The sequence below is a fragment of the Paenibacillus sp. PastM-3 genome (genome assembly GCF_029893965.1).
GTDB lineage: Bacteria > Bacillota > Bacilli > Paenibacillales > Paenibacillaceae > Paenibacillus_AQ.
Genome location: NZ_JARXXP010000008.1, coordinates 105613 through 125668, shown reverse-complemented (window position 1 = coordinate 125668; position 20056 = coordinate 105613). Strand labels below are relative to the sequence as shown.

The 20056-nt window shown below is 50.4% G+C and carries 19 protein-coding genes and 2 pseudogenes; 8 read left to right on the top strand and 13 right to left on the bottom strand.

Annotated features, from left to right (window positions below; genetic code table 11):
• Nucleotides 1-158 precede the first annotated feature (158 nt).
• Complete coding sequence (locus M2108_RS14355; RefSeq protein WP_277470060.1) at nucleotides 159-824, top strand: pentapeptide repeat-containing protein; 666 nt, start codon at nucleotides 159-161, stop codon at nucleotides 822-824.
• Between the two features lie 4 nt (nucleotides 825-828).
• Here the strand turns inward: M2108_RS14355 and M2108_RS14350 are convergent, their stop codons facing one another.
• Nucleotides 829-1302 (bottom strand): SprT family protein, encoded by a 474-nt coding sequence (locus M2108_RS14350; RefSeq protein WP_277470170.1) that lies wholly within the window; start codon nucleotides 1300-1302, stop codon nucleotides 829-831.
• A 131-nt stretch (nucleotides 1303-1433) separates the two neighbouring features.
• Here M2108_RS14350 and M2108_RS14345 point away from each other — a divergent pair, with 131 nt between their 5' ends.
• Both M2108_RS14345 and cmpA read left to right on the top strand, forming a co-directional pair.
• Nucleotides 1434-1793 carry a hydrolase/acyltransferase gene (locus M2108_RS14345; RefSeq protein WP_068728239.1) on the top strand — a complete coding sequence of 120 codons (360 nt, stop codon included), beginning with the start codon at nucleotides 1434-1436 and terminating at the stop codon, nucleotides 1791-1793.
• 101 nt (nucleotides 1794-1894) lie between these two features.
• Nucleotides 1895-2032: a cortex morphogenetic protein CmpA gene (gene cmpA, locus M2108_RS14340; RefSeq protein WP_144027122.1), complete on the top strand. Its 138-nt coding sequence runs from the start codon at nucleotides 1895-1897 to the stop codon at nucleotides 2030-2032.
• 136 nt (nucleotides 2033-2168) lie between these two features.
• Here the strand turns inward: cmpA and M2108_RS14335 are convergent, their stop codons facing one another.
• Nucleotides 2169-2339: a hypothetical protein gene (locus M2108_RS14335; RefSeq protein WP_156123784.1), complete on the bottom strand. Its 171-nt coding sequence runs from the start codon at nucleotides 2337-2339 to the stop codon at nucleotides 2169-2171.
• Between the two features lie 156 nt (nucleotides 2340-2495).
• On the bottom strand, nucleotides 2496-2987 hold the full coding sequence (locus M2108_RS14330; RefSeq protein WP_277470061.1) for a DinB family protein: 492 nt from the start codon (nucleotides 2985-2987) through the stop codon (nucleotides 2496-2498).
• Between the two features lie 256 nt (nucleotides 2988-3243).
• Between M2108_RS14330 and M2108_RS14325 the strand changes: the two genes are divergently transcribed.
• Both M2108_RS14325 and M2108_RS14320 read left to right on the top strand, forming a co-directional pair.
• Nucleotides 3244-3798 (top strand): CGNR zinc finger domain-containing protein, encoded by a 555-nt coding sequence (locus tag M2108_RS14325; protein ID WP_277470062.1) that lies wholly within the window; start codon nucleotides 3244-3246, stop codon nucleotides 3796-3798.
• Between the two features lie 197 nt (nucleotides 3799-3995).
• Nucleotides 3996-4514: a GNAT family N-acetyltransferase gene (locus tag M2108_RS14320; protein WP_277470063.1), complete on the top strand. Its 519-nt coding sequence runs from the start codon at nucleotides 3996-3998 to the stop codon at nucleotides 4512-4514.
• Between the two features lie 212 nt (nucleotides 4515-4726).
• On the opposite strand, the gene M2108_RS14315 is transcribed toward M2108_RS14320, so the two are convergent.
• Together M2108_RS14315 and M2108_RS14310 are read right to left on the bottom strand one after the other, a co-directional pair.
• Nucleotides 4727-4984, bottom strand: coding sequence for a hypothetical protein (locus M2108_RS14315; RefSeq protein WP_277470064.1), 258 nt, complete (start codon nucleotides 4982-4984; stop codon nucleotides 4727-4729).
• 398 nt (nucleotides 4985-5382) lie between these two features.
• Complete coding sequence (locus M2108_RS14310; protein ID WP_277470065.1) at nucleotides 5383-7362, bottom strand: GTP-binding protein; 1980 nt, start codon at nucleotides 7360-7362, stop codon at nucleotides 5383-5385.
• Nucleotides 7363-7539: 177 nt separating this feature from the next.
• On the opposite strand from M2108_RS14310, the gene M2108_RS14305 reads away from it, so the two are divergent.
• Together M2108_RS14305 and M2108_RS14300 are read left to right on the top strand one after the other, a co-directional pair.
• Nucleotides 7540-8331, top strand: a complete 792-nt coding sequence (locus M2108_RS14305; protein ID WP_277470066.1) for an SDR family oxidoreductase — start codon at nucleotides 7540-7542, stop codon at nucleotides 8329-8331.
• A gap of 81 nt (nucleotides 8332-8412) precedes the next feature.
• Nucleotides 8413-9381: an S-layer homology domain-containing protein gene (locus M2108_RS14300; protein ID WP_277470067.1), complete on the top strand. Its 969-nt coding sequence runs from the start codon at nucleotides 8413-8415 to the stop codon at nucleotides 9379-9381.
• Between the two features lie 2004 nt (nucleotides 9382-11385).
• Here the strand turns inward: M2108_RS14300 and M2108_RS14295 are convergent.
• The 3 genes from M2108_RS14295 to M2108_RS14290 form a co-directional block, all read right to left on the bottom strand.
• Nucleotides 11386-11634 (bottom strand): DUF3951 domain-containing protein, encoded by a 249-nt coding sequence (locus tag M2108_RS14295; RefSeq protein ID WP_277470068.1) that lies wholly within the window; start codon nucleotides 11632-11634, stop codon nucleotides 11386-11388.
• 355 nt (nucleotides 11635-11989) lie between these two features.
• Nucleotides 11990-12136, bottom strand: a complete 147-nt coding sequence (locus tag M2108_RS31615) for a glycine zipper domain-containing protein (RefSeq protein WP_481856909.1) — start codon at nucleotides 12134-12136, stop codon at nucleotides 11990-11992.
• 137 nt (nucleotides 12137-12273) lie between these two features.
• A complete protein-coding gene (locus tag M2108_RS14290) occupies nucleotides 12274-13002 on the bottom strand; it encodes a hypothetical protein (protein WP_277470069.1) in 729 nt (242 codons plus the stop codon).
• Between the two features lie 165 nt (nucleotides 13003-13167).
• Between M2108_RS14290 and M2108_RS14285 the strand changes: the two are divergent.
• Nucleotides 13168-13422, top strand: a pseudogene (locus tag M2108_RS14285) (PucR family transcriptional regulator); the annotation flags it as partial.
• 170 nt (nucleotides 13423-13592) lie between these two features.
• On the opposite strand, the gene M2108_RS14280 reads toward M2108_RS14285, so the two are convergent.
• From M2108_RS14280 to M2108_RS14260, 5 genes and pseudogenes are all read right to left on the bottom strand, one after another.
• On the bottom strand, nucleotides 13593-14735 hold the full coding sequence (locus M2108_RS14280; RefSeq protein ID WP_277470070.1) for a glycerate kinase: 1143 nt from the start codon (nucleotides 14733-14735) through the stop codon (nucleotides 13593-13595).
• A 20-nt stretch (nucleotides 14736-14755) separates the two neighbouring features.
• Nucleotides 14756-14977, bottom strand: a pseudogene (locus tag M2108_RS14275) (GntP family permease); the annotation flags it as partial.
• A gap of 576 nt (nucleotides 14978-15553) precedes the next feature.
• Complete coding sequence (locus M2108_RS14270) at nucleotides 15554-16171, bottom strand: hypothetical protein (protein WP_277470071.1); 618 nt, start codon at nucleotides 16169-16171, stop codon at nucleotides 15554-15556.
• Nucleotides 16172-16428: 257 nt separating this feature from the next.
• The gene (locus M2108_RS14265) at nucleotides 16429-18627 is read right to left on the bottom strand and encodes a Tex family protein (protein WP_277470171.1); all 2199 of its coding nucleotides are present in this window, start codon (nucleotides 18625-18627) and stop codon (nucleotides 16429-16431) included.
• A gap of 149 nt (nucleotides 18628-18776) precedes the next feature.
• Nucleotides 18777-19985, bottom strand: coding sequence for an MFS transporter (locus tag M2108_RS14260; protein ID WP_346780564.1), 1209 nt, complete (start codon nucleotides 19983-19985; stop codon nucleotides 18777-18779).
• Between the last annotated feature and the right edge of the window lie 71 nt (nucleotides 19986-20056).

The window sequence follows — 20056 nt, the reverse complement described above, 5'->3', positions numbered from 1 at the left end:
AGCCGCGTTCAGCTCATCCGGACTGCCCTATATTATAGAAGGAACTTTATTTTCCCTCCAGCACAGAATGTTTGTTTGCATTCAGGAGAGCGTTTACCGCATAATAATTACCAGATGAAAGTAATCTTCATTTATAGACTTGTTACCTGGAGGCATTCATGAAGAACAAGAAGGATTCAGTTGAAAAAATCGATAAGATCGAACCCCCAAAAATCACGGCCCCCGCTCTTTTGCCGCTGCAGCCTATAGATGCATTGCAGACCAAAGAGGAATACAGCCGCTGCCAGATCAGCGATATTCTACTGGAGTATCAGGAAGCCGAGAAGGTCTCTTTTGACAAGGTATTATTCAAAAATGTGATTATCAGCGAATCCTCACTCCGCGCCATTGAGCTGACGGATGTGATCTTTGAGAACTGCGACCTCTCTAATGTAAATTTCAGTGAAGCTTTCATCCACCGGACCGAGTTCAGACAATGTAAAATGATCGGCACCGACTTTACCCGCGCCCGCTTCCAGAATGTCTCTGTGATTGATTCACTCTGCGATTTCTCCAGCTTCCGGTTCGGCAAGCTCAAGCTTACCGCCTTCGGGCAATGCTCGCTGAACAGCGCTGATTACTATCAGGCCGACTTTCAGAAAGTGGCGTTTGAGGAATGCAAAATGGACCAGGCCGTCATGGCCGGAGTCAGGCTGAGGGATACCGATCTGAGCAGCTGTGAATTCACCGGACTGCTGGTGGACATTGAAGACCTGCCGGGCTGCATTATTTCTGCGGATCAGGCGGCTTCTTTTGCCGGTCTGCTGGGCCTTGTCATTAAATAACGGATTATTTGCCGGCTTCTAGCGTCAGCAGCTTCAGCTTGCCTGAGCATTTGCCGCAGCGGTAGCGTGCCGGATCGGCCCGCCGTTTGCGCGGATATTCCATATCACAGGCCGTGCACACCAGCTTGTACCGGTAAGGCTGCGGCTTACGCGCCTTGGCTCCGGGGAGGGTCTGGCAATAGCGGCTGCCGCCGACTTTGGCCAGCAGGCTTTTAAAATCGGCATCCCGGTGCATATATCCGCGCTTCGCCAGGTGCAGGTGATAGTGGCAGAGCTCATGCTTGATTATTTTTTCCGTCTCCTCATGTCCATGGATGGCAAGCTGCTGCGGATTAATCTCTATATTATGGCTTTTGGTAAAATACCGTCCGCCCGTCGTCGTCAGTCTGCTGTTAAAGCTGGCCTTGTGCCGGAACGGCACGCCGAAGCTGCTGAGCGATACCCGCTCGATCCACTGCTGCAGCTCCTCATTACTCATACTGATGCTGGTACTGGTCATAGCGTCCGCCCCCTTTTTAGATATGCAAAATAATATCACCACTTGAATTGTAACTTGCCCATAGGCTACACTGTCAAGAAGGAAGACAAGTACGGAGGGAGACATCGGGAATGCCGAAAATGCGTTATGTAATTTTGCAGCAGCATAAGGAACTGCAATTTGTAGAAATGCCTGAGGAGTATGCGTACCAGCTGAGTGCGCTAAATCTGCGACTGAACAAGGAGATTGCCAAGCTGACCGCCGACAATGTGCCGGATCTGCCGCTGGCGGTTGCGGAATGCGATGCGCTGGAGCTTTTGCGTGAAGGGGATGTGCTGGAATCGGGGCTGGGGTATATCAACCGGCTGGAGAGCGCTTTTGCCTCCATTCAGGAGAAGGAATATCCGCTTATCTCACTGCTGACAGAGATCCGTGCCCTGCAGGCGCAGCTGGAGCAGTGGTACGAAGAGGAAGAAGAAGGCGTGCACTAACCTTATTTCAAGAGCTAAATTATGAACTGCTGCCGCACCTTTAGGCACCTTTCCCCATATGCTATCTGTACATAGGATGCATGCTTAGAGGAGGGGTACACTTGCCGCAGTGGCTCTGCCAGCAGCTGATGAAGGCTTATTTCAAAAAAGACCGGCGCCAGATCAAAATGCTGAATGAATGCTGGTTCTTTTATCGTAACTCCGGTGATTCCCGTGAATTTGTCCAGCGGGATGTATAAGTGGAATTAAACGATGCGCAAAAGCAAAAGCCGTGTCTACCTCCAGGTAGGCGCGGCTTTTTGGGTCGGCTGTACTGTGGCAGTCACAGCTGATGCCGGTAAGTGGCACTGTGGCGTGTGTCCGCTCACCCTCTAATTAAAACATCGGGAAGACGTACCGCACCAGGAAGAACAGGATACCAAAGATAATAATGATATAAGCGGCGTATTTAATAAAGGTGGATGCGACAGCGCTGGAGTCCGAGTGCTTGCGTACCTCCGTGCGTTCAACCTCAACACTTCTATCCTTGTAATTCGGATCCATCATCAATCTCTCCCTTCGATTATCAAGCTGTTATGACATCCATTAACCCCGGATTTTTATGATTGAAACAAATAGCCGCACCTTACGGCGCCCGGCATGGAATGGGACGCCGTAAGGTGCGGCTTAAAGATTAGCAAGATTTATGGTACACGGAATAGCTTAGTTAAAACTGCGGGTTGACGGCCAGGAGCCCTGCAGCTTGCGGATCAGTACAATCTGTCCGGTATGGTAGCAGTCATGCAGGATCAGGCTCATGACCTCTTCGCCAGGAGCATGTCCGGAACCGCCCCAGTCATACGCGCCCTCTTCCAGTGCTTCGATGATCTCACGCAAGGATGCATGGACTGATTTCAGCTTGGTAACGGCCTGTGCCCAGGCTTCTTCCCCGCTCTCCGTAACGGTAAATGTGGCATCGTTGCTTTCCAGATCCGGCAGTTGCTCAAGTCCCTTAAGCTTGCGCAGCAGGCGCTCCTTGTAAAAGGTAAGATGATTCACCGTCTCCCAGATCGTGTTCCCCGCTTCGCCCGGCTTCCAGGCCGCCTGCTCGGCCGTTACACCCTCCAGTGCATCACTCAGCGGCGGTGCCCAGTCCTCAGTGTCCATGGCATAATCCCAGTTTTCGAGCAGTACTTCGCTTATTTTGTTTTGCATGATAAACCTCCTGTGGGGTTATTTAATGGTTAGCGTAAAATGGTTAGTACATTCATTGTCCATTGTCTCGTATTTAGTATTCAGCTCGGCCATATGATTCATTCTTTCGTAACCACTTAAATCCATAAATAATAGTTACAACGAAAATATAGCACAACTCCAAAACTGAATCAAGTAACTAGCAATACTTAGTTTTAACTGTTACAATCAAGGGAACAATGAGTTACGGAATAAGTTGCGGGAGGAGGGATATACAATGCTCTGGGATGATTACATTAACAGCTATTGGCGGGACTGGCGGACCGGCGACCGGAGCCTGGACCGTGATCGTTTGGACGATCCGCAGTGGCTGGCGGAGTGGCTGGAGCAGCACGGGCTGCCGGCAGCTGCACCGGCAAAACCGGAGGAATTGCAGCAGCTTAAGCAGTTACGCAGTTTGCTCTGGGAAGAAGTCCAGCGGCTGGTACAGGGAGCTCCCCCGGATCAGTCACTGCTTGAGCAGCTCAACAGCTATATGGCGGCAGGTTCGGTTATCCGGCAAATCATCCGTAATCCGGACAAGCCTCCAGAGCTTACCCTCCTGCCGCAGCGCAGCGACTGGGGACAGATCATGGCCGAGATTGCAGCGTCTTTTGCCGAAGCCGTACTCGAGAAAGAAACCTCCCGCATCCGCATCTGCGACAATACCGACTGTCTCTGGGTTTACTATGATGATACACGCAACCGCTCCAAGCGGTATTGCGATGATAAATTGTGCGGGAATCTGATGAAGGTGAGGCGGTTCCGTGCGCGGAGGAAGGCTGGGGAGTAGACTTTTGCCACTCTTTATGGAGTGCAGCCGGATTACCGCGATAGGTCTACTCTCACAGCATACCCTTTATATGTATTGTATCTTATGCACTCCAAGCAAAGTGCAACGTAAGATGGGCAGTAGACTCATACTGTGACGTAAATTTACTGATTCTTACAAGGTATACTGAGAACGTTTTAGGAATAGGGGAAGGTTAAATGATTTTTGAAACAAAGTTATTCATAGTAGAAATTGTAGGAAATGACGATGTACCAGAACTGGTTAATGTATACAACTCCAATCCTGCATTTCTATTAAGACATTTGGGTGTGAAGCAGATTGCGGAAGAATGGTTGGAGAAAGAGCTTATGTCTATGCGGGAACTGAATTTTTTATCTTGTAAAATAGTGCAGAAAATTTCAGGACGTATTATCGGAGTAATTGATTTTCTGCCAGGAACGGAGACCTATTTATCACTGCTGTTGCTAGATCAAGAATATCAAGCTAAAGGACTCGGCAAAGAGATCTATTCCTCATTTGAAGGATATATCCGGTCGCTGAATATTCCTAACGGCTCGATCCGCATTGATGTAGTGACAGGTTACAAAAATTCTGTGCTGAATTTCTGGGAGCGGAACGGGTTCACGAAAGCTGGTGATACAGAACTGGAGTGGGAGAAGAAGACGATAAAGGCTGCGGTGATGCGCAAACGGGTTCTAGAACATCAGGGAATCTGAGCAACTTGAGAATAAGAAAATGCGCAGTACAAAGAAAACGTGAAGCATTAGCAAATCTTACACAGGGTATTTCAATCCACGCACTCCATTAGAAATGCTACAGAGAAAGATACATTCTCAATACATCAAAAGCTATGCCTAAGCCAAAAAAAAGTGCGCCCCTCCAGTTTCCTTTCCACTGAGGGCACGCACTTATTTACATTATATAGACACTACTCTCTGGCCACCGCCATCTCCTGCTCCAGCTCCGCCTCAATTTCTTCGTTGCTCACAACAGCTTCCTTTGTCTCCATTATTCCCAAGTGCTGCTTAATCAGCTTCAGATCGCTTTGTACCTCCCGGACTCTGGCGTGAATGCTGAACAAGAAACCAAAACCCACCGCAAGCATCGTAAGCAGCCCGTACGGACCAAGGAAGGAAGATATAATGATAGCGGTTACAATTGCAACGATGGTTCCAAGTATGACCATTCGCAAGTCTCCTCATCTCTAAATAATATAGTTTATTCAGTGCCTGCAATGTTTATTTACGGAAATATAAACAGATACAGTTAAGAATAAACCGTTCTTTCCTTATATCTTCCTAAATCCTTAGGCAGACGGAATTCGAGATTACGAATAACTGCACTCTGTACAACTATTATGTACCTTTTTAGGGAGTGCGGAAGGATAACTGCATTCTATACAACTAAGTTGACCCATTTCGCTAAAAAATGCGATTTTGGGCTGTTTTATTTGTATAAAGTGCAGTTAACTCACGAAATACTCTAGATTCCGGCGTTTTAGTTGCACAAAGTACACTTATCCGGTGACAGGGTCGCCAGGCTGTCCAGCGAAACTGCTTATCTCCGGCCGGATGGACGGCACCCTCACCCCTGCAACGCCTTCCGCACACTCAAAATATACTTCGCCTGGTCCAGCGGGTTCACGCCGCGGCGCGTACGCTCGGCGGTGACGTCCGGCGGGCACGGCTCGTAGCCGGCAAAAGCGGAAGCGAAGGTGCTGCGCCCCTTCGTGTAGGAGCTGAGCGTCACCGGATAATCCAGTGACGTGGCCAGCGGCAGCCGGCCCTCGATGATCATCCGCTCGCCCTGCAGTACGGGCGGCTCGAAGCTGCCGCGCATTTGCACGAGGTCGTTCATCACGCGGCCGGCGTTCTCCTCCGGCACGACGATGCGCACGGCCAGAATCGGCTCCAGCAGCCGGGTGCCAATCCGGTTCAGCCCGTCCATCAGGCCCATCGGCGTAGCCACGGCAAAATCCAGCGGATGGGTATGCCACACATGATGGTTCCCCTCCACCAGCGTCACTTTCAGGTCGGTAACCTCCCAGCCGTACAGCCCCTGCTGCAGCGCCTCCGGTACGCGGCGCGCCGTCTCGTTCTGGTACTGCGGCAGCAGGTCGGAGCTGCGCACGACCGATTCATATACGAGGCCGCTGCCCGGTAGCCCCGGCTCAATCTTAAACCGCAGAATCGCCCAGCACGGCTTCGGCATCAGGTAAGCAACATAACCCTCACCCGCAGCACGCGGCGTTTCCTTATAGATCACCGACGGCTGGCCGAAGGTGACCTTCAGGCCGTAACGGCTCTGCAGCACACTGTCCAGCACCTCCAGCTGGATCGGCCCCATCACCTTGATGTGCAGCTCACGCTCCTCCGGCAGCCACTCGGCGCCAAGCTGCGGATCCTCGTCCGCCAGCTCCTGCAGCGCGCCGATTACCTTGTGGTCGTCCATGTCTGTGCCCCAGAACACCCGCACGGTCAACAGCGGCACAGCCAGCTTCGCCTCCTGCGGAACCGCATCCGGCCGGCCCAGTACATCGCCGATCCGCACGCCGGATAGACCGTAGACTACCGCGATGTCACCGGCCTCAAGCGCGCCGACATCCTCGGTACGGCCGCCCTCCACCTTGCGGATCTGCGTCACTTTGGCTTCTGTCGCCTGGGAGTAGTTCGTTACCGAATCACGGTTACGGATCGTACCCTCATACAGGCGGACAAATGCCATACGGCCCATGCTTTTATCCCGCTGGATGTTATAGACGATACCGGAAACGGGCTGCTCCGCATCTCCCCCCGCCCTCGGCAAATAGTCAATCATCGCATCCAGCAGGTCCGTAATGCCGATCCCTTTAGCCGCCACTCCGTATACGAGCGGGAACAGGCGCCCGGCAGCAGCCGCGGTCTGCATATATTTTTTCCAGTAGAGAAGATCCGGCTCCCCGCCCGCCATATACAGCTCCAGCAGCGACTCATCCCGTTCCGCCAGTGTCTCCAGCAGTTCCGTCCGTGCAACCGTAGCCGACTCACCAGACCACAAATCCGCTGCACCGCGATAATCCTGCTCCCTGCCGAGCGGCTGCTGCACCGGAATGATGTCCCCCGACAGATAGGTCCGCGCCTGCGCCAGTACGGCTTCCGGGTCTGCACCGGTCCGGTCCATTTTATTGACAAAAATTAGTGTAGGAATCCCCAGCTTGCGCAGCGCATTCCAGATCATCTCGCTCTGGGCCTGTACACCTTCGACCGCCGAGAGGATCAGCACCGCGCAGTCCATCACCCGCAGGCTCCGCTCCACCTCAGACAGAAAATCGACATGCCCCGGCGTATCGACCAGGTTCACCTGCACCCCTTTCCAGCTAAAAGAAGCCAATGCCGCCCGGACTGAAATGCCCCGCTGCCGCTCCACCTCCATCGAATCGGTCACCGCCGTACCGCTGTCCACACTGCCGAGTGCGCGGATACGCCCGCTTTCATATAAAATATGCTCCGTAGTCGTCGTCTTCCCGGCATCGACATGGGCAAAAATCCCGATATTCATACGCTCTGCGCGTTGCTGCTGATTCATCTATTGTCTCCAGTCCTGTACGAATAAGTTATAATAACGCTCTCATTCTATAAGTGTACTGCGAAAATGCAGCTTGGATCAATGCCAGAGCCTGCTGCGGATGGTTCATCAAGGGTCAGACGGGTATTAGTTACTGACGTGCCGGAAGGCTCCACAACACTTTTAGGAGGAATCATCATGGCAGATCAACGTTTACAGAATAAAATCGCCGTAGTTACCGGAGGAGGCTCGGGAATCGGCCGGGCCACCGCCATCCGTTTCGCCCAGCACGGGGCCAAAGTATATATGCTCGACCGTACGCCGGATGAGGCCAATGAGACAAAGCAAGCAATTGAAGATATAGGCGGAACCGCCGCCGTAATGGAATGCGATGTGGCTAACCCGGGACTGATCGAGGAAGCGATTCACCGGATTGGCGAGGAGGCGGGGCGGATCGATGTGGTTTTTGTTAATGCCGGGATTAACGGAACGATGGCTCCAATCGAAAAGCTTACCATGGATGAATGGGATGAGACGCTGAACACCAATCTGCGCAGCACCTTTGCCACTGTGAAATATGCCGTTCCTTTAATGAAAGAGCACGGCGGCAGCATTATCATCACCAGCTCCATTAACGGCAACCGTGTGTTCTCCAATGCGGGTGCGTCGGCGTATGCTTCTTCCAAAGCAGGACAGGTTGCTTTTATGAAAATGGCTGCGCTTGAGCTGGCCCGGTATGCAATCCGCGTCAATGCGGTCTGTCCTGGTGCTATTGATACGAAAATTGGCGATAATACGTATAAGAGCGATGACCTGGAGGAAGTGAAGATTCCGGTAGAGTTCCCGGAGGGCAGTCATCCGCTGGAGCAGGCTCCCGGCAAGCCGGAGCAGGTCGCGAATCTGGTGTTGTTCCTGGCATCGGATGAGTCGTTTCATGTTACGGGGACGGAGATTTTTGTGGATGGGGCGGAGTCGCTGCTGCGCGGCTAACCATTCAAATTGCATTGAATTTGTGCGAGTCTGCAACCTTTTGCCGCTTTCCCCCATCTATGAGTATGAGAGGTGAGGCACATGAAGAAATTATCATTCCAGACTGGCGCTAAAAAACTGACAATAGCGTGCGGTATCCTGGCGGCAACAGTATCCATGGGAACATCGGCGTTTGCCTTTTCCGATATGAAGGGCGATGCCAACGAAGCAAAAATCAACGCACTGCACAGTGAAGGCATTGTTAACGGAGTAACCAGTGATTTGTTCGCACCAAAAGCAAAAGTAACCTTTGCCCAGGGCGTGCAGTTTATCGTCAGCGGCCTGAAGCTGTCCCCTACCGAATCCGGTAAGGCTAGCGACTATTTTGACAAAATAAAGGATAATGCCTGGTATGCTTCCGCATTCGTGGCAGCCAAGCAGAATGGACTGGCTCTGGACAAAACCGTAGATCCGAACGGAACAATCACCCGGGCCCAGTTCGCCCATCTGCTGACCCAGGCGCTGCAGAGCAAAGGAAATTTCCCGGTCACCCTGATGTATGCGAACGTAACCGACGGCGACAAAATGACCAAAGAGCAAATGAACAGCCTGCAGATTCTGGTTAATACCCGGATTGTAAGCCTTGGTGCTAACGGCACCTTCCGTCCGACCGAAGCGGTAACCCGCAGCGAAGCAGCGGTATGGATCCACGATGCAGCCAAATTTGCCAAAGAAGTGATCACTCCGGACGACAGCACAGAAGCTCCGGCCTATGAATACGATGCGGAAGTGAAGCTGGAAAAAGCGGCCGACGGCATCAGCAAAGCTACCGTCACCGTTAACAACCTGCCGAACCCTGGCTACGGCCTGGCCATCGACAAGATCGAATTCGGCAAGAACAAAACCGCTGTAATCTACTTCAGCGTAACCAAGCCTGATCCGAACAGCATGTATCCGCAGGTCATCTCCAGCGCATCTGCTGTGACTTACCTGCCGGAAGGCTACACTGCAACAGTGCAGGCTTCGGATGGCAATGCGGCTGGTGCGGGTTCAGCGATTAAATTGAAATAAGCTGTATTAAACAATAGGCCGTGCTTACCTTAAAGGTAGGTGCGGCCTGTTTATGTATGGGTAGCCCCGTCTGGTGTCATTGCATCTCGAATAGAACGTTATCGGGAGGCAACCGGTCCATTTTGGTGTTTTTTTCACCGTGTAGGGCTCCGAATTCCACCTCATAAGTAACAGCTCCCAGCACGATGAGTAGTATTGTGCCGATTACAAAGAGCTCAAGCTGTCTTAAACTGAAAATGGAGTCCTAGTCTACTGTTGATTTATTTGACTAACGCTCCCTTTAGCTCTATTCATTTGAAGTACGGGTAAATATTAATTCTCTTATTTGATTTAAAATAACTGTTATCCAATACAAGTTTTTATATACTCCTGGCTTAATCTTTCGAGTAATCAGTATAGAGATTAATAAAATAACAATATTAAGAAATACGGTTATCGGAACACTCAAAATTCTTCCAAGACCAGTATAAGGAAAGTATTCGATTAATAAAAATATGGTTAGTATGCTCGGGATCATGGCTAGTAGAATAGTTTTTATTAGCTTTTCCATGTTGGTCTCCTTATTTAGTTTTCTTTATTCTCACATAACGTTATAACACTGAGATTAGATATTCGTGGAATTTATCAAATTTATCAAAGTATCCTGCACAGTTTAATTCCCTCGACAGAGTATTATTTTGTTTTTTGACAAAACGGTCCTGTTTGATGATGATGTACAGTACGAAGATATTGTGTAGTAAAAGAAAGCATACAGATTCAACTAACGAGAGACTATAGCTCAGTACAGACACAGTCAGCCGGGCTCAAGGACCGGCTGACTGTGTCTTGTTACGTTAACGGGCAGGATAGTTTAATACCTTCGCGAATAATCCAAGTAAGGGTTATTAGTGAAATTCGTAATATGTTATTATTGAAATCCCTTAAGAGCTTAATAAACGATTTGAAAGTAGTGATTTAGTGAAACTAACTGCACTTGAATTCAAGATAGATCAAAGTCACATATTTTTGTCTCATGAACACAGTACTTTTATGACTGAATTTTTCATTGAAACAGCAGACCTCACTTTTCCGACTAGAAATTACAATGGTCTTCCAATTACAACTTTGAGATTTATGTTGAAAGAATTGCGGTTACTAATTTCAAAAAGTAATACAATTTCGGAACGTCATGTATATTTTTATCCTGATACAAATAACTTCATAACATTTCAATTAGTTGACAATGAAGTTTTATCAATAAGATTAGTTCAAAGGAATGTTAAGAGTCACAGGAACATAATTCATTCAATATTTTCAAAGGAAGGAAAACTAATATCCAAGAATATTTACTGCAGGTTCAATGAAGTATTTACAAGTATATATAAGTTATCTGAAACACTTGTTTTGAATTTGAAGGATCGTGAAGAAGTAGGGGGAGATTTATTTGTCTTGGAGGAACAACTGAGACTTTCTAAGACTTTATTTAGTAAATTAACTAAGAACAAGAATCAATTTTAAGAGCAACTCAAGAAGTCAGGGGACTTAATATAACACCACATTCACGCTTCGAGACATTCGGCCCTCGGATCGAACCTAACATCATTACGCTAACGGGAAACGATAGTTTGTAATACAGAGAAAGCTGCAGATCAATGATCGGGTGCTTTTATTCAGCAAACGAGGAGCTAGTTGAACAAGATAAGTGGAGGTTTTATGTCGCATTTGACGCATAAGGTGTAACAAAGACTATTCTTTCTTCTTCAACTTCATCTTCTCAATATAAATCCAAGTATAGTAAGTAATCCAAAAAGCCAGTGTGGTTAGTAATAGTGCATAAGATCTTTTATTGTATGGAAGATTGTAAGCTAAGATGATCCCTAGAATGAGGAACGGTGGTAAAAGGGTGAAGTATTTCTTTTTATGCACCAATTTCACTATCTCCTTACTTACTGCTAATTAGTTTTAGACACATTAGGCTTTAAATGAATGATTGCAGTTCGAGTGCTGATGTGACGCATATTGCGTCTAGGGAAGAGAGGGGCGTTTTGATAACAGAATGATGTTTTTGTCCTTATCATCACCATGGTCAGCATTTTCTTCTATCTCTTTTTTCTCAACATGAAACTCAATAGGAGATTGAGCTGTGATGTAGTCAAATGGAGTGTAATTATTACTTGGTAATTTTCTTGTAAGTAATGCCTTGACGAGGATGAAACCTAACAAGAGAATAAAAAAACTAAATGCTCCAAACAACAAGAATTGTACTAAGTTCATTGTTAACACCGCCTTTGTTTGATTTTATAATCAAATGTCAATATTTTCAAGTTGGCGGTTTGCTGAACGCTGTTAATTCAATCGACCTTTGTTGCGCAGTACGACGATACATTACACCATGCTTTCAGGTGGCATGCCAGCCGTAAAAATCATGAAACAAACAGAAAACGCAGATTCCCACCATGACGGGATTGCGTCTTCTAATACAGTCCTGTTCAGTTACAAGCCGCAGACTCCGCCAGTCCATCCACTGATATTGCAGATCTATGCTGCTAATGTGGAGTTGTATCCCATCAAATGCTAGTCCTACTGTCTTTTCTTCTCTATATAAATCCATGTGTGGTAAGTATGAAAATTACTCATTAGTATTAACCTGGGAGAAGATGACTCCAAAAATGATCCCGAAAATAAGGCCAAACAAAATGCTATCAAGTGCTACCCAAAATATAACTCCGAAGCAAAGGCCTAAAGAGACGCCAGTCGTAAGCGATTTATTATTCATGGTGAACACCTCACTTTTTTTATTTACTACGATTTGATGACATAAAAGTTTCTAAAATTTTACAATTTCAAAAAACAAAAGAAAACGCAGATTCCCACCGTGACGGGATTGCGTCTCCTTTAAACAGTTCTATTTAGTTAAGGCGTCCACTCATCATGCACAATCCCCGCCAGAATTCGGTCCTCCCCTATCTTCTCAAACACCAGCCGCAGACTGCGCCAGTCCATCCCCTGATACTGCGGATCAATACTGCTGATGTGGTAATCTACATAGTCATATTTGTCTGCGGGGTACACTTCATTAATGTTGTTGATCATCGTCCCTTTATTCTCTGCCTTGTTCAAGGAAATCTTCGCATCCTTTGCGAAATCGGCATCATACACAAACCGTTTGAAATACTCGGCAAAAGTCAGCTTGATCGGCTCTCCGCTTCCGGCGAAGCTTCCCCAGGTGCGTTGTTCGGTGTCCTCCATCAAACCGCTGATCTCCTCTTGCGTGAACACAAGGTCGTTCTCAGTGTCCACATATCCATAGGGTGAAAAGCGTACACCGTGATCCCTCGATACCCAGGCGGACAGGGTGTCCATGTTGCCGTTCTCCAATGCGCTCATTACTGTCGAGGCTGCTTCGAGTGCTGTCGGAGGTGTCCCTTCGTCCGGTACTGCGGACGGGGATGCAGAAGCAGATGGCGCTGCTGAAGGTTCCGGTGACTGGCTTGGTGCCGGCGTCTCCGCAGCAGGCTGTTCTGTCTGTACCGGTGTTGCTGTAGCCTCCGGCTCCGCTGCCGGTGTATTGCTGCAGGCAGCAAGAAGTACGAACGCCGCGGCAGCCAGGGTCAGCTTACCCGTCTTTTTTACAGTATGCATAAAATCCCTCCTTAGCTTGTTGCTGATATAGGTTAGACGGCCCAGCGACAGCTTTTGTTGCTGGATCAGCTGGCTTTGCCAGGCCTAAACGTACCTATCGGCTTAATTACCGGCTTCTCTAAAAATACACATCTCCCGCTTTAATCAAGCTGATGAAAACGTTATAAGCTGAGCCACGCCAATCTCACCGCAAGTGCCGGCACAGTAGTCAAGCTGGAGGATACCGCCGATCTGCTGGAGACGCTGCGCAGCTTCATTAACCATAACTGCAGTGTCTCCCAGACCTCGGAGGCGCTGAACATCCACCGCAATACCCTGCAATACCGGCTGAAGCGGATTGAGAGCCTGACCGGCAAAGATCCACGGAATCTGCTCCAGCTGCTGGAGCTTACTTATGGCCTGCTGGTATTGTATAAGTGACAATGTGACTAATTATAATTAACCAGCCCTCGGTGAAACCGCTCCTCCAGTCTGTAAATGATTCCATAGTACAAGTCAAAAAAAAGAGGCCGTCTCCAGCACATTTACATGCTCTGGAGATGGCCTCTTTTTGGGTTGTTCCTCTACTCTGTGATATGCTCTGCTCCGTTTTACTCGGCCAGCTTCAGCACTCTGGCGATGTTCTCACAGGTCCGTTCGACGTTGGCCGGGCCGTCCTTCAGCAGCTTGTCCAGCTCGGAGGCGCCTGGAACGATACCGAAGATTGCGTCGATGCCCTCTGCATACAGGGTGTCGATGCCTTCGCCGATGTAACCGGCCAGGGCGATGACTTTTTTGCCGCCGGCCTTGGCGGTCGCGGCAACGCCGTAAGGGGTTTTGCCGAATTTGGTCTGGAAGTCGATGCCGCCTTCACCGGTGAACACCAGATCGGCATCCGCCATTTTCTCTTTAAGTCCAGTATATTCGATCACGATCTCAATGCCCCGCTGCAGAGTGGCCCGAGTAAAGATCATCAGTCCCGCCCCAAGCCCTCCGGCGGCGCCGGCACCCGGCAGGTCGCGGACGTCCTTGCCAAGCTGCTGCTTGACGACCTCTGCATAATGGGCCAGATTGGCATCGAGCTGCTGAACCAGCTCAGGTGTTGCGCCCTTTTGCGGCCCGAACACAACGGATGCGCCCCGATCGCCGCACAGCGGGTTGGTCACATCGCAGGCCACGATCAGCTGCACCTGCTGCAGCCGCTCATCCAGTCCCGACACATCGATGCTGGCCAGACGGTCCAGACTGCCGCCGCCGCGCGGCAGTACCCCGCCGTCTGCGTCCAGGAACTTTGCGCCAAGCGCCTCAGCCATTCCGGTGCCCCCGTCATTCGTCGCACTGCCGCCGATGCCGATAATGATGCTGCGGATGCCGCGGTCCAGACATTCCCGGATCAGCTCGCCGGTACCATAGGTTGTGGTGATCAGCGGGTTGCGGTCTGCCTTATTCACCAGCTGGATGCCGCTGGCCGAAGCCATTTCGATGGCTGCCGTATGGCCGTCGCCCATGATGCCGTACTGCGCAGTAACTGGCTGGCCCAGCGGCCCTGTTACTTCTTTTGTGTACATTTGCCCGCCCGAGGCATCAACCAGGGATTGGACTGTGCCCTCTCCGCCGTCCGCCATCGGAACATGTATATATTCAGCATCGGGATAAACCTTCCGCAGCCCTTTTTCCATTGCCATACAGACTTCCTTCGCGCTCATACTCTCTTTAAACGAATCCGGCGCCAGTACAAAGGTTTTCTCTCTCATTTCCTCACCCCATGTTTAGTTTAGAACAAAAATCCGTAGATCACTGTAGCCACAACCGCCATCGTTCCGCCGACAATCGCCTCGTAGGGCACAACGCCCATACGCTGCTTGATGCTCATTTTCATACTGTCTGCAGTCACGTGGAAGTAGTTCCCCTGCGGCAGCGAGTCGATAACCGTGGCTCCGGTGTGCACCATGACAGCTGCCGCCAGCGGAGCGGTACCCATATCCAGAATGGCCTGGCTTTCTCAGTATCAGAATAATGGCTAACGCCAGTCCCGCCCATGCCCCATACCAGCCAATTGTTAATCCTTCCATCGTTAATCCCCCTAACACTCATGTTGAACACGCTTTCAGTATAATGGCTCACAGAGAGAAAAAATATTGATGAACAGACGAAATCCGTTGTGCAGTTGACCAACAATTATTCTGCCGATGAAGACATATAAAAGCGGCTACTACTCTTGGTGCCCAGAGCAATAACCGCAACCTTTTGATTATAAACCTGTCTCAAATACCCGCAAAATTCTAACGGACACAGGAAGCGTTATTTGCCTGTTGTCAAGCAGTTTGTCCCGCTAACGGACACAGTTGCACTTATTTGTACAAATGCGCTGTCCTTCTCACATTTTGTTCACGGATAACGTCACTGGAGTCCGCAAACATAGGCTCGTAGCTTAGAAGTGTGAAAATAACGTCGTCTCGGTCCGTTAGAAAATGGTAGATCAATCGTACTCGACGGGTTGGCGTGGTCAGTTGGTCCGGTAGTGCTTCTGTTCCGGCAGTGGTTCTATATCAGCCAGCGGGTAGGCGTATAGTTAGTTGTCCGGTTGCGGTTTCGTTTCATCAGTAAGCTTGTTAAGCTCAAAAATAGTCGCCTCTGCTAACAAGATAAGCCTATCGTTATTAACAACAAAAAAACTCAAAGGTATGCTAAGTTTTGTAGAAGGGTCACTTATATTTATTACTTTTACTGCATCATTTATATTTAAGCCGGGGAGATCTATTTTATATAATCTGTAAAAAGAATCAGAGTTATAGCATGTCGCTGTAATCTCATATACGGGATTTTTTAGTTCATATTGATAAACACTATAGTTTTTAAGTCCTTTTGATGAAAAAAAGGCTTTATTGATGATCATTTCATCCCCAATAAATTTTTGCCCTGTCGGATATTCAGAAGCATCATTATACGAATTTGCAAATCCTAAATGCTTCTCCACTTTCCAGGTTCCATAGACATATTTTTCAGCTTCACTATCCAAATTTATACTTTCCATTTCACAATATTCGGATCTGTTGTTTGGAATAACAGACTCATCCAATGCAGATTTAGGCTCATCAGAAACATTTGGATTTAATGTCATTTCCATATTTCCATAAGCCGAAGCCAGCATCACCATGATCATAATACAAACCAATAACATTTTTTCCATCTTTCACACTCCCGTATAAAGGTATGTCAAAAATAATATTCATAATCTCATCCAGATTAACTGCCGCTGCGGGCGCAGTCCAAGTTCTGCATTAAGAATACCACATATAGGAAAAATGCACAGGTTGTACCTTGTCAGCCGGAACCAACCCTGAAACCAAAAAATGTCCCCTCTGCCGTTTCCGGCTTGGGGACATCTTTATCCGTTAGTTTTCAAAACGCACATTAATGTGCATATAACATAACTCCAGCTGCAGCCTACTTCACACTTCCAGCAGCCTCACGCGGCTGGCGCATGGTCAGGCTGACGCGGCCTTTCTTCAGATCGACGCCGAGCACCCAGACGGTCACGTTGTCGCCAACGGAGACAACGTCCATCGGATGCTTGACAAAGCTGCCGCTGAGCTGGGAGATGTGAACCAGCCCGTCGTTTTTGATGCCGATATCGACGAAGGCGCCGAAATCGATGACATTGCGGACGGTTCCCTGCATCTCCATGCCGGGAACCAGGTCCTCGATCTTCAGCACATCCGTGCGGAAGATCGGCAGCGGCAGCTCCTCGCGCGGATCGCGGCCCGGACGCTGCAGGCTCTCCAGGATGTCGCGCAGCGTTGGCACGCCGACATCCAGCTTCACGGCGAGCCCTTCGGCATCCTGCGCTGCGAGCTCAGCCGCAACCTCGCGGCTGCCGAGCTTCGCTACATCCAGCCCGAGCTCGCGGAACAGGCGGTCGACCACCGGATACGATTCCGGGTGAATCGGCGTACGGTCCAGCGTATTCTCCCCTTCGGGAATACGCAGGAACCCGATGCACTGCTCATAGGACTTCGCGCCGAGGCGCGGCACCTTTTGCAGCTGTTTGCGCGTGGTGAACTTGCCGTTCTCCTCGCGGAACTTGACGATATTCTTGGCGATCGTCGAGTTCACTCCCGCCACATACGAGAGCAGCGACGGCGACGCCGTGTTCACGTCAACGCCGACATGGTTAACGGCCGATTCCACGACGGCCTTGAGGCTCTCCTCCAGATGCTTCTGCGAGACATCGTGCTGGTACTGCCCGACCCCGATCGCCTTCGGGTCGATCTTGACCAGCTCCGCGAGCGGGTCCTGCACGCGGCGGGCAATCGATGCCGCGCTGCGCTCGGCCACATCCAGATCCGGGAACTCCTCCGCCGCCAGCTTGGAGGCGGAATAGACACTGGCTCCTGCCTCGTTCACGATCAGGTACGCCAGCTCCGGATCACCGACCTCGGCAATGACCTCGGCGGTGAACTGCTCCGTCTCCCGCGAGCCGGTGCCGTTGCCGATGACAATCAGCTTGATGCCGTATTTGGCAATCAGCTCCTTGAACTTCACCGCCGCCTCCTTCTTCTTGTTGTTCGGCGGCGTCGGATACGTTACCGCCACCTCCAGCAGCTTGCCGGTGTCGTCAACGACGGCCAGCTTGCAGCCGGTACGGTAGGCCGGGTCAACGCCGAGCACGTTGCGTCCTCTGACCGGCGGCTGCAGCAGCAGGCTGCGCAGATTGCCCGAGAAAATCGAGATCGCCTGCGTCTCGCCCTTCTCCGTCATCTCCCCGCGCACCTCGCGCTCAACCGACGGCGCGATCAGCCGCTTGTAGGCATCCTCGGTCACAGCTTCCAGCAGCTCCTTAACCGGAGATGGACCCTTAATCAGCTTGCGTGTGATAAAGGCATGAATCTTGTCGGGAACGATCTCAATCCCGACCTTCAGCACATTCTCCCGCTCTCCGCGGTTGATGGCGAGAATGCGGTGCGGCGGCATTTTATGTACCGGCTCACGGTAGCTGTAGTAGTTCTCGTAGACACTCTCCTGCTCCGCATCCTTCGCTTCCGAGACGAGAATTCCCTGGCTCGCCGTATACTGGCGGACCCAGGCCCGGATCACCGGATCATCGGCGATGTTCTCGGCGATAATATCCATCGCACCCTGCAGCGCGGACTCGGCACTGTCCACACCCTTGTCCGCATCTATATATTTAGCAGCCTCTTCAAGCGGATGGCCCTGGCGGCGCTGCTCCATAACCCAGTCCGCCAGCGGCTCCAGCCCTCTTTCCTTGGCCACGCTTGCTCTTGTCTTACGCTTCTGCTTGTAAGGGCGGTACAAATCTTCAACTTCCTGCAGCTTGACCGCCTTCATAATCTGCGCCTGCAGCTCAGGGGTCAGCTTGCCCTGCTCCTCAATGCTGCGGATAACGTCCTTCTTGCGTTCACCTAAATTACGCAGATAGCCCAGACGCTCCTCAATGTCGCGCAGCGCATTCTCGTCCAGCTCGCCCGTCATTTCCTTACGGTAGCGCGCGATAAACGGAATGGTGTTCCCTTCGTCCAGAAGACCCACAGTGGTCCGCACCTGCTTCAGGCTGATGCCAAGCTCCTTGGCGATTGCCGCAAGGATCAGTTCCTGTTCCTGCCGGAGTGCTGCATCATCCTGCAGATTGCCGGCATTCGTATTCTCTGCTGCCAATAGTATCCCTCTTTCCGCACACGTGCTGATCTCATAATTGCCTAACTAAAATAGTATCACAGATTGCCGCTGCGCCAAAGTTACCGGGATACTGCATCACCACACTGCACGCCAAAAGCTTACTTCGCCTGCACACTGCGCCGGGCCATCCGTTTGGCCGAGCTCAGGGACAGCAGGAAGCAGAGAACCAGCACAAACGCAGCTGCCGCATAAGGGAAATTAATGTCCAGATCGAACAGGACACCGGCAACAATCGGTCCGGCAATATTACCAAGGCTGGTGTACGCAGAGTTCATCCCCATTACGAAGCCCTGCTGCGTCTCTCCGGCCATTTTGGATAATTGGGTGCCGACCGCCGGACGCAGAATATCCATCGCCAGGAACACGATAAACGTCACGGCCATTATCAGGAAGTAGCCATGAACGAACAGCGTAAGCAGGATGAATACGCCCGAAGCCAGCAGACTGATGGAAATGACTCTATTTTCGCCAAAACGGTTCAAAATCCAGCTAAAGGCAGTCAGCTGCACCACTGCCCCGGCAATCGAGCCGAAGGTCAGCACAAAAGCGATATCCTTAGGCGTGAAGGCGAATTTATGATCGACGAACAGTCCGAACACTGTCTCATAGTTGGCCAGGCCAAAGGACATGACGAATACTATGACCAGTCCGACAAAATAAGGCTCCTGGTAAGAACGCACCAGCTGCGCGACCAGACTTTCATTCTTTTGCTGAGCCGCCGCCTTATCATTGACAGCCGCGGTAACCCGCGATTCCGGCAATAAAATAAACGTGATAATAGCTACAAAAGCCGCCGCAATTGCCGCTGCGAAGAACGGAACACGGATACCGAACTCCGCCAGATAGCCGCCGATCCCCGGTCCGATAATGAACCCGGTTGTGATGGCCGCATTAATCATCCCCATCCCTTTAGCCCGTTCGTCCATCGAAGTGGTGTCGGCCACATATGCCATAACCGCAGGCATAATCATCGCCGCTCCGATCCCGCCCAGCATCCGGGCTACGAACAGCATCCACGGCAGCTCAGCTACACCGAACACTACCTCAGACAGGGAAAAGACAACCAGCCCTAGCACGATAATTCTTTTGCGGCCCATCCGGTCAGACAATCTGCCGGCAAGCGGCGATACGATCAGCTGGGTCAGTGAAAATGCGGCTACCAGCAGCCCGACGACACTGCCCCCGATATGCAGCTCATTCATATAAGTCGGCAGAATCGGTACCACGAGCCCGATCCCCGTAAATGTTAAAAAGATACTGATCATCAGCATCAGCATTGCGCCGCGGTTTCTTAACAGCAAAGACATTGTGTTTCCCTCCGTATTGACAACCGTTATGTTTATTAAATATCTGCCTATTTTGTATATACCATTCGTAT